Source organism: Methylocaldum sp. 14B (assembly GCF_002005105.1).
Classification (GTDB): domain Bacteria; phylum Pseudomonadota; class Gammaproteobacteria; order Methylococcales; family Methylococcaceae; genus Methylocaldum.
Map to the genome: position 1 here is coordinate 1 of NZ_MSCV01000058.1, position 8,767 is coordinate 8,767.

The window sequence follows — 8,767 nt, forward strand, 5'->3', positions numbered from 1 at the left end:
ACAGGAAACTATCAAGATGCTCGACCGTTACTGTAAGCCTTTAATAGCTGCGCTGTTGCTGTCCGCATCGGGACTCGCCGAGTCCGCGATCACACTGGGGGTCATGCCGGTGGGCCGAACCGGGTGGTCGGTCGCGGTCGGCATCACGATATCCGGACTAGGCGCCGGCGAAGCGCCCTCGCTAGGCAGCTACGATCTGGATCTCAATTTCGATAGCAGCCATTTGGAATATGTCGGTACCAGTTTCGGCGATCCGGTGCTAGGGGACGAACTGGATGTTCTCGATTTCGGGGCAAACGTCACTTCGGTCGGGTCAAGCGGTAGCGGGGTGCTGAACCTGTTCGAACTGTCCTTTGATTCGCCGGAGGACTTGAATACCCTGCAGGCCGACAGTTTTACCCTGGCGGTAGTTAATTTTAATTTCCGGCAAGCCGGCAGCAGCCCATTGAGACTGGCCGTCAACGCACTCGGCGACGCGGACGGAAATGCGTTGACGGCCAACGTGTCGTCCGCGACCGTCGCTCCGGTCCCGCTGCCCTCCGCGTTATGGCTGATGGCCATCGGTTTGGCCGCGGTTTTTCGCGGCCGGGCGCATACAACGAATTGATCGGCTCTCAGCACCGAAGATAGGTGTTTATTAACCCGGCCTATAAATATAGGTCGGGTTAATCCGGGGCAGGGATGCCCCGGCGCGGCGACAAGCCGCGTGAGCCCAGGCCGGGCGTGTACCGGCTTGGGCGGCGGCCCGAAATACCAGGAGGGTATTTACGGGCCTGATCAATAAAGGACCGCACGGTTTGTTTCCGAGCCAGCCGGGCAACCCTGAATCTGCGCGCCCGCCGGTAGCCGAATCGGCACCGGGCGTCACAGATGGACCTGGAGAACATGCTGGACAAGAACTACCGGGAACCCGGCTCCGGAGCGGATGCGCGGGGCATGAATCCCGTAGCCGGCGTGCGCCTGGAACTATGAACGGCCGGCCTGACGGCGAGAACGCCGGAATTCCCCGCCAAAAGGCGGATAGGAAAATCCGGCATCCTCGCAACCGGTTTCGCCGGAAGCGCATCCGCAGCCCGCGAGATTGTTTCCCCGTACGATTTCTCGGCGACGCTCCGCCATACCGAGTTCGCTCGGCTCACGCCGGAGAAACGAATAGCAGGGCTATGGTCACCAGCCGAGCTGCAGCTCGGGCGGATGTCCGGCGTCCATCAGGGACGCGCCGCCGTCGGCGAAGAGTACCTGGCCGGTAATCCAGCCGGCATCCTCCGAGCAGAGAAGGGCCGCGGCATTGCCGATGTCGGCCGGCGTGCCGAGCCGGCCCATGGGAGTCCAGCCGCGGGTATGCCAGCGCCGGATGGCGTCCTGTGCCGGTTCGGGCAGGCTGTTCAGCACGCTGTCCTCGATCCAGCCGGGACTGACCGCATTCACCGTGATGCCTCGCTTGGCCAAAGCCACGGCAAAGTAGCGGACGAGCGACTCCAGCGCCGCCTTGGCCGAACCCATGGCAACCCAGGGTTGCAGGCTCCCTGTGCGGCCACCGGGCGAGTGGGTTATGGCGACGATTCGGCCGCCGTCGCGCATGAGCTGCACTGCCTGCCGCACTGCGACGAGAAAGGCTTTGACCTGGGAATCGAAGGCCGAATCCCACTGTACGGGAGTGATTTCGAGGGGCGGATAGAAGAATTCGGCGGCTTCGGGCCGGGCGTTGGCTACAAATATGTCGAGCCCCTCGAATCGCTCGCCGACTTCATCGAACATCCGGGCGATTTCGGCCGGGTTCGAAACGTCCGCCTGAACGATGAATCCGTCCGCGCCGCGCCGGCGTACTTCGGCCAGGGTGTCGTCGGCAGCCTCCCGGTTGCGATAGTAATGAATGGCGACATCGGCGCCCTGAGCGGCGAGTTTGAGAGCGATACCCTTCCCGATGCCGCGGGAACTGCCCGTAATCAGGGCTTTTTTGCGATAAGACATGGTGACCTCCGAACGATAGAGACTGCGGGTCGCTCTAAAAGCACTGTTTAGAGCTCTTAGAGCTTTCCGCCGCGGTTTGAATTCTGAGGATCGTTTTTCTATTATTCAAATCGATTGTTATGATTAAAAACATCAACGAAATCGATTTCAGAAAGGCGGACCTGAACCTGCTGCCGGTATTCAGCGCTCTCCTGAAGGAACGGAGCGTGACGCGGGCGGCCGGCCGCCTATATCTCGGCCAGCCTGCGGTGAGCGCGGCGCTGATGAGACTACGGGAAATGTTCAAGGACGAGCTTTTCCTGAGAACGGCGAAAGGCATGGAGCCGACTGCCAGGGCCTTGGAACTTGCGGAACAGCTCGGTCCGGCGCTCGAAATCATCCATCGGGAAATGTACGGGACTCCGCGCTTCGATCCGGCCACCGCCGAGCGCAGCTTCCGCCTCGGCATGCCGGACAGCATCGAGGTGGCGCTCTCCCCGAGCCTGATCGAGCGCATCCAGCGCGAGGCGCCCGGTGTGCGTGTCGCGATCCGTCTCGCGGGGCATGAACAGGGAGCGAAACTACTGGACAACCAGGAAATAGACCTCGGCGTCTCGCGATTCACGGACGTGGCGAGCTGGCACCGCCAGGAGAACCTTTACCGGGAAGGCTATGTGTGCCTGTTCGACGGCGCGCGGCTGGGCATACCCTCGCCCATCGGCCTGGAAGACTATCTCGCCCTGCCCCATCTCCTGATGTCCTTCTCCGGAGGCTTCGAAGGCGTCGTGGACGAAGCGCTCGCGCGCCGAAATTTGCGACGGCGGGTTTTACTTTCAACCACGCGCTTCTCCGCCCTGCCCTTCATCCTCAAGGAGGCCGACGCCATCGCCACCCTGCCGGCGTCCATGGCGCGGCGCTGCGCAGAAGCGTTCAAGCTCACCCTGAGCCCCGCGCCGATCGAGATCGAGACCTTCACGGTTTCGATGCTCTGGCACGCCCGCCACGACCGGGACCCCGGCCACATCTGGCTGCGCGAGGCGGTGAAAAGCATCGTGCGGGTCGAGGCGAATCCGTCGATAGACGACACCCATCGAGTTCAGGGCACGTAAAGCCGGTTTGAGAGCCAACACCGACGCTCCCCTATGCAGTGAATAGATATTGTTGGTTTTTACCCAGGAGAAAACCCATGCGGACCGAATTCGAGCATGGCGTGATCCGCGATTGGTCGGAGCACGACAAGGCCGATCTCGTGGCGCTCGCCAATAATCGCAAGATATGGCGGAATCTGACCGACCGATTCCCCCATCCCTACACGGAAAGAGACGCGAACTGGTGGATAGCTCATGTCGCCGGGATGCCCGTCCGCACCTCATGGGCCATCGAAGTGGACAGCCGCGCCATCGGCGGAATCGGCATCGACCCGCGGGAGGGCATTTATGCCAAATCCGCCGAATTCGGCTATTGGCTCGGCGAGCCGTATTGGGGACGGGGGATTGCTACGGCCGCGACCCGCGCGCTCGTGCCGGAAATTATGTCGCGATTCGGCCTGATTCGCCTGGAAGCCCGCGTGTTTGCGTGGAATCCGGCCTCCATGCGGGTGCTTGAGAAAGCCGGGTTCAAACGGGAAGGGGTAATGCGGCGTGCCGCCTTCAAGGACGGCGTCCTTATCGACCAGGTCCTCTACGCCTATGTCGAGGAAAACATCGACGTATAATCGGCCTGCCATTTCCTTCTCCCGAATCCATCATGCTCAAACCGAACCAAGACATGAACCTGAACCCAAGACGTCTTCTTCTCGCGACCGCCGCCATCTTCGTATTCGCATTGCTCTGGAACGGTCTGGTCCACATGGTGATTCTCCGCGACGCCGATGCCGCGTTGGCCGGTATCGCCAGGCCGGAGGCGGAAAGGAGCTTGTGGCTGTCGCTGCTGCTCACGGCCGGCATCGCATTGCTCTTCGTCCTGAGCTACATTCGCTGCGCACGGAACGGCGGCATCAAGGAAGGGCTGGTTCACGGCCTGTCCTTCGCCGTTCTCGCCGGACTCTTGGTGGATCTCAATCAATACCTGCTGTACCCCATTCCGGGAAGCCTGGCGGCACAATGGTTTCTGTTCGGCGTGGTCGAGTTCGCCGTTTACGGGATTCTGGCCGGCTGGCTTTACCCGAAAACATCGTAGGCTGCCCACGGGTTTCCTCACTTCCCAAGCGTCTGGCCGCCAGCTCCAGCTTCATGGGTATACAAATCACCCCTGAAACGTCGACCGCTGCGGATTGCCCATTCATCCATCGATTCGAGCAAACGGCCCGCCGCCTCTTCGGACGGCTCATGCGCGATGAACCTGCCGGTAAGAGCATTTTCATACCTACTGTACGGGAACTCGCGAGTAGGTCGGGAATCCCTTCCCGACGGTGAAGTTGGGCTAACGGGTTCGTCGGCAAAGGATTGCCGACCTACGAATGCTTGAAGCAATTCACCCGAGCCGAAGGCGCCAACGACTTCCGCCAAGCCTGTTTTGCCGTACGAGCGAGATGAAAACGCTCAAGCTCGCGAAGAAGTGCGCTGAGCTGATAAACGGCGCATCCTTCAGAGTCGCAGCTCTAATTTCCATCTACCTTCGCCCTTCAGCCAAAAGCGGCTCATTTTTTCGCTTCCACCTGGAGCCGCACCATGGCGACATGGACCCGTCCCGCGGTGTCGGGAGGATTCCCGGCCAGGTAGCGCTCGGCGACGGCGTCGATGAAGAGCCCCCGCCGCTCCGCCGGGACTCTCGACGTGTAGGGATGCCAGGCGGTGCGCAGCCAACCGATGAAGGCTTCGCGGTCGGCATGCACCATGTCCTTGTCGGTCAGCCGGACCCGCTCGGGTTTCAGTCCCACCTCCCCTAGCCAGCGGCGATAGCTCTCCGCGTCGTGGAACCCGAATGTCGGCTCGAACCGTTCGAAATTCTCCCGCCACACGGGATCGTCCGCCACGGCCTCGAACGCCGCGATCAGCGCGGCGGCAGAGCCCCGGCCGCCCATCTCCATCCGGCAGCGGCCGCCCGGCTTCAGCGCACGGGCGATGCCGGCCAATACCGGCTCATGATCCCGGACCCAGTGCAAAGCGGCATTGGAATAGACCACGGTGAATTCCTCGTCGAAAGGCAGCGTCCGGGCATCCGCCTGCCGGAACTCGAGGTTAGGGTAATCCGACGCCGGAAACCGTCTTGCTGCATAGCCGATCATGTCTTCCGAAAGATCGACGCCGACCACGCCGCCGAACGGCACCCGCTGCGCCAATTCCGCCGTGATACGGCCGTCGCCGCAGCCGATGTCCAGCACCCGGTCGTCCGGGCGCAGGTTCAGGCCGCTCAACAGTTCGCGCGCCCAAGCTTCCTGACCGGCCGAATGGCGGGCATAGTCTTCCGGGTTCCAGCGATACATCGTTTTTCTCCTCGTAATGAACAGGTGTGAGCAAGAATGCCGAAAGAACGCATGGAGGAAAAACGATGTTTGGCGATGTCGCCATCGCGTCTCGCGATGGCCCGAATCAAACCGCCCCGCCGGCGAGATGATCCGGTCGCGGATACCGCCTTGGAAATCAAGCCGAGCGGCCTAATGTCGCGAAGGGATTCGCGACCTAGAGCGACACGGTCGTAGATCGGCAACCCTTTGCCGACTGAGCTGTGTCGGAAAGGAATTTCCGACCTATGGCAGCTGTGGCGCCGCACAGAACCGTAGATGCCACAGCGGCACGATCGTAGGTCGGCAATCCTTTGCCGACTGAGCTGTGTCCGAAAGGAATTTCCGACCTGCGGCAGCCGGCCGCCCCATAGGACCGTGGATGCTCTAAGCCGCTCCTCCGGCGAGATGATCCAGCAGCAGCCTTGCCGCAGCGGACAATCCCTCCAGTGATCGGACGCAGAGATGAAGCCGGCGCTTTGCCCAGTCATCGTTCAAAACGACCGGCACCAGTCCCAGCGATGCGGTATAAGGCGTCGTGGCGGCCCGCGGCACCACGCCGATGCCGAGCCCCGCCGCCACCATGGCGCAGACGGCGTCGAAGCTGGTAACCCGTATCTTGAGATTGAGCGGCCGGCCCGCATCGGCGGCGGCGCGGAGTAGCCGGTAGTGCAGCGAGCTGTCGCTGTGGAGCCCGACGAAATCCGAGTCCAGCGTCTCGCAAAAATCGACGCGCTCGCGCGAAGCCAGCGGATGGTCCGGCTGAACGATCAGGACCAGTTCGTCTTCGCGGAACGGAATCATCATGAGCCCGTCCTCGGCGGCTATCTCGCTCACGATGCCCAAATCGGCAAGATTGTCGGCTACGGCCCGGACGACGACGCCGCTCACGTGCTCTTCCAGGTGTACCTGAATCTCCGGATGGGCCGACAGAAACGAGGCGAGCGCCGAAGGCAGGAATTCCACGATGGCCGAGATGTTGGCGAATACCCGCACCTGCCCTCGAACTCCCGCCGAATAGCCGCGCAGCTCCCGGTCCAGTTGCCCGGCCTGATGCAGGACGGCGCGGGCGCGTACGAGCAATGCAAGGCCGGCCGGCGTCGGCGCGACGCCCTTGCTGCTCCGCACCAGCAGCGCCGTACCGTACCCCGCTTCGAGATCCGACAGCCGCTTGCTGACGGCCGACGCGACCGTATGGCAGTGCTCGGCCGCCTTGGCGATACTGCCGGCCTCGGCCACGGCGACAAACAGTTCGAGATCGCGTAAATCGAAATGCATGGATTGGTCCCGTCAACGATAACGCCGTTGCGTTAAGCCGCCACGACGCAGCCGGGCTTATTGTATCGACGTCACCCCTTCCTTCGTCACGAACTCGATGCCGGAATACCGGCATTCTCCTTCCCGCCCCTGAAAGAAGCTCACTGCGATCAGCCACACCCGCACGATGCGAGCCGGCGGCGGGCCGCCGATGAAGTCCAGGTAATCGCGGTGGACATCGCGCTCCTCGTTGAACCAATCGCCCAGACCCTCGCGGCCGGAACGGATCGCCACATGGGTTTCGCGCGCGGTCCAGGTGGGAATCGGGCAGCGGTAGGCGGTGCCCACGGGCAGCTCGGCGCTCCAGTAATAGGTGATGTCCTGGCCGTTGTCGAATTCCACGGCGATGCTCATGTAATCGTGGGTCGCGAGCGTATCCTCGCGCACCTCCGAGGGCAGGCGATCCATGCGCCAGGCCCAGCGCAAGCGCGTGTTCGGCTCGAATGGCAGGGAAACGTCCTTCTGCAACAAACCCACATCGCGATGGGTGTGGCAGCAGATGGCCGGTTCCTTTTCCGGAGTCCGGCAGGATCGGTAGATTTCCGCAGGCCCCACGAACCACAGATAGTTCCAACCTGGCGGCGGGACGACCGGATCGGTCAAACGGTCGATTTCGGACGCGACTAGGCCGTCCACGTCGCCGAGCGCCGCCAGCCTTTTCAGCCCTTCGATCGGTTCGACCCGCCAGCGTACGATCAAGGCCGCCAGGCAACCGCTCGCCTGCTCGTAGACTTCGTCCGGCGTCGCCAACTCGCCGGTTCGGGTGGCCCATTCGCCGGGAAAATAGCTGGCGAGATACAGCCGATCCGGCTTTTCTACGGCGAAGGTATTGCTCGCTCGGGTGCCGCGGAAGATTTCGCCGTCCGGACCGATTCGGCACCATAGCTGGAAATCGGCGCCGAACCAGAGATCGGTGCCCTTGAGGCAGGTCTTGCCCACGGCAAAGGTGGTCACCCGCTCGCCCGCGGACAAGTCGATGCCGGTATCCAGCCAGGGTTTTCGATCCGAGGGAATATCGATGAAGGCGTAATCGATCATATTGTCCTTTGAGAGCTGGCTCAGCAAAGCCTCGAAACGCGATTGAAATTCCGTGCGTGTCAATGTGTCGTTCATGGAAATCCTCCCGGAAAAGTTCTGGAAAACGCCGGTTCCGGTTCATTATGATGGACGGCGTATCACTATGGATTGCCGAGCCGCCAGACCGTCTCCGCCTATGGCCGGCGCTCGGGATTGTACTCACGTCTCGCCGACAGGACTTGCATAAACTGGCTATGCGCGCGCTTTATCCCGGGACTTCGCAGCTTTACATGGGACACGGACGGGTACTCTATTGCGGTCCGATCCAGCATCTGGAAACCCACGTCTATGGCGCCAACATGCTGCACGTGGGCATCTATCGCCCGTTTCGGATCAGGCTGGCAGACGGCGAATGGCGGAGTTGCCGTTGCGCGGTGGTGCCCGCGGGGATTCGGCATGCCCTGGATATGGCCGGCGGCGTGCACGGAAAGCTGTTCGTGGAGCGAAACGGCCCCGACGCGACAGGATTCCGGAAGCGTTTTCCGTATTCGGAAACGACAGTAAGGTTTTTCGAGGATGCGGAAACGATCGAATGCTTTCGCTGGGTCCACGAGGAAGACCCGAACCGTATCGCCGTCGAACAGCGCCTGGATCGGCTGCTGAATACCCGTGACCAGCCGCCGATCGAGTTGGATGAACGCATTCGGCAGGTCATCGAGCGAATTTGCCGCGAGCCGGACCGGAATTTCTCGCAAGAGGAGTTGGCGAAGCTGGTCGACCTTTCACCCTCCCGCTTCCTTCATCTGTTCCGCCAGTGCACCGGCCTGCCTTACCGTCGATTCCGTCTGTGGAAGCGGATGGTGTCGGCCTTGGAGCTGCTGCATGCCAGCGACACTCTGACCCGCGCCGCGCTGGACGCGGGTTTCGCCGACGCGACGCATTTCAGCCACAGCTTTCGCGATACCTTCGGCGTGAACCCCGCGCCCGTTTTCAGGAATATCGGCCGCTTCGAAGTGAGCCCCGAAATGGTGGATAAACGAT

Annotated in this window: 9 protein-coding genes; 5 read left to right on the forward strand and 4 right to left on the reverse strand. The window is 62.0% G+C overall.

From position 1 onward, the window contains the following. Nucleotides 1-607, forward strand: a 607-nt coding sequence (locus B2A78_RS25115) for a hypothetical protein (protein WP_077732795.1), incomplete at its 5' end; no start/stop codon positions are given. Nucleotides 608-1,167: 560 nt separating this feature from the next. On the opposite strand, the gene B2A78_RS25120 is transcribed toward B2A78_RS25115, so the two are convergent. Then, nucleotides 1,168-1,971, reverse strand: a complete 804-nt coding sequence (locus B2A78_RS25120; RefSeq protein WP_077732796.1) for an SDR family oxidoreductase — start codon at nt 1,969-1,971, stop codon at nt 1,168-1,170. Between the two features lie 119 nt (nt 1,972-2,090). On the opposite strand from B2A78_RS25120, the gene B2A78_RS25125 reads away from it, so the two are divergent. The 3 genes from B2A78_RS25125 to B2A78_RS25135 all read left to right on the forward strand — a co-directional run bounded on the left by B2A78_RS25125 (nt 2,091) and on the right by B2A78_RS25135 (nt 4,128). After that, nucleotides 2,091-3,059 (forward strand): LysR family transcriptional regulator, encoded by a 969-nt coding sequence (locus tag B2A78_RS25125; protein ID WP_077732797.1) that lies wholly within the window; start codon nt 2,091-2,093, stop codon nt 3,057-3,059. 77 nt (nt 3,060-3,136) lie between these two features. After that, a complete protein-coding gene (locus B2A78_RS25130; protein WP_077732798.1) occupies nt 3,137-3,664 on the forward strand; it encodes a GNAT family protein in 528 nt (175 codons plus the stop codon). A 32-nt stretch (nt 3,665-3,696) separates the two neighbouring features. After that, complete coding sequence (locus B2A78_RS25135; RefSeq protein ID WP_077732799.1) at nt 3,697-4,128, forward strand: hypothetical protein; 432 nt, start codon at nt 3,697-3,699, stop codon at nt 4,126-4,128. Nucleotides 4,129-4,588: 460 nt separating this feature from the next. Here the strand turns inward: B2A78_RS25135 and B2A78_RS25140 are convergent, their stop codons facing one another. From B2A78_RS25140 to B2A78_RS25150, 3 genes are all read right to left on the reverse strand, one after another. Beyond that, complete coding sequence (locus B2A78_RS25140) at nt 4,589-5,374, reverse strand: class I SAM-dependent methyltransferase (protein WP_077732800.1); 786 nt, start codon at nt 5,372-5,374, stop codon at nt 4,589-4,591. A 405-nt stretch (nt 5,375-5,779) separates the two neighbouring features. Continuing rightward, the gene (locus tag B2A78_RS25145) at nt 5,780-6,670 is read right to left on the reverse strand and encodes a LysR substrate-binding domain-containing protein (RefSeq protein WP_077732801.1); all 891 of its coding nucleotides are present in this window, start codon (nt 6,668-6,670) and stop codon (nt 5,780-5,782) included. Between the two features lie 57 nt (nt 6,671-6,727). Beyond that, complete coding sequence (locus tag B2A78_RS25150) at nt 6,728-7,822, reverse strand: DUF3047 domain-containing protein (protein WP_077732802.1); 1,095 nt, start codon at nt 7,820-7,822, stop codon at nt 6,728-6,730. A 143-nt stretch (nt 7,823-7,965) separates the two neighbouring features. Between B2A78_RS25150 and B2A78_RS25155 the strand changes: the two genes are divergently transcribed. After that, nucleotides 7,966-8,767, forward strand: an 802-nt coding sequence (locus B2A78_RS25155; protein ID WP_168175555.1) for an AraC family transcriptional regulator, incomplete at its 3' end; no start/stop codon positions are given.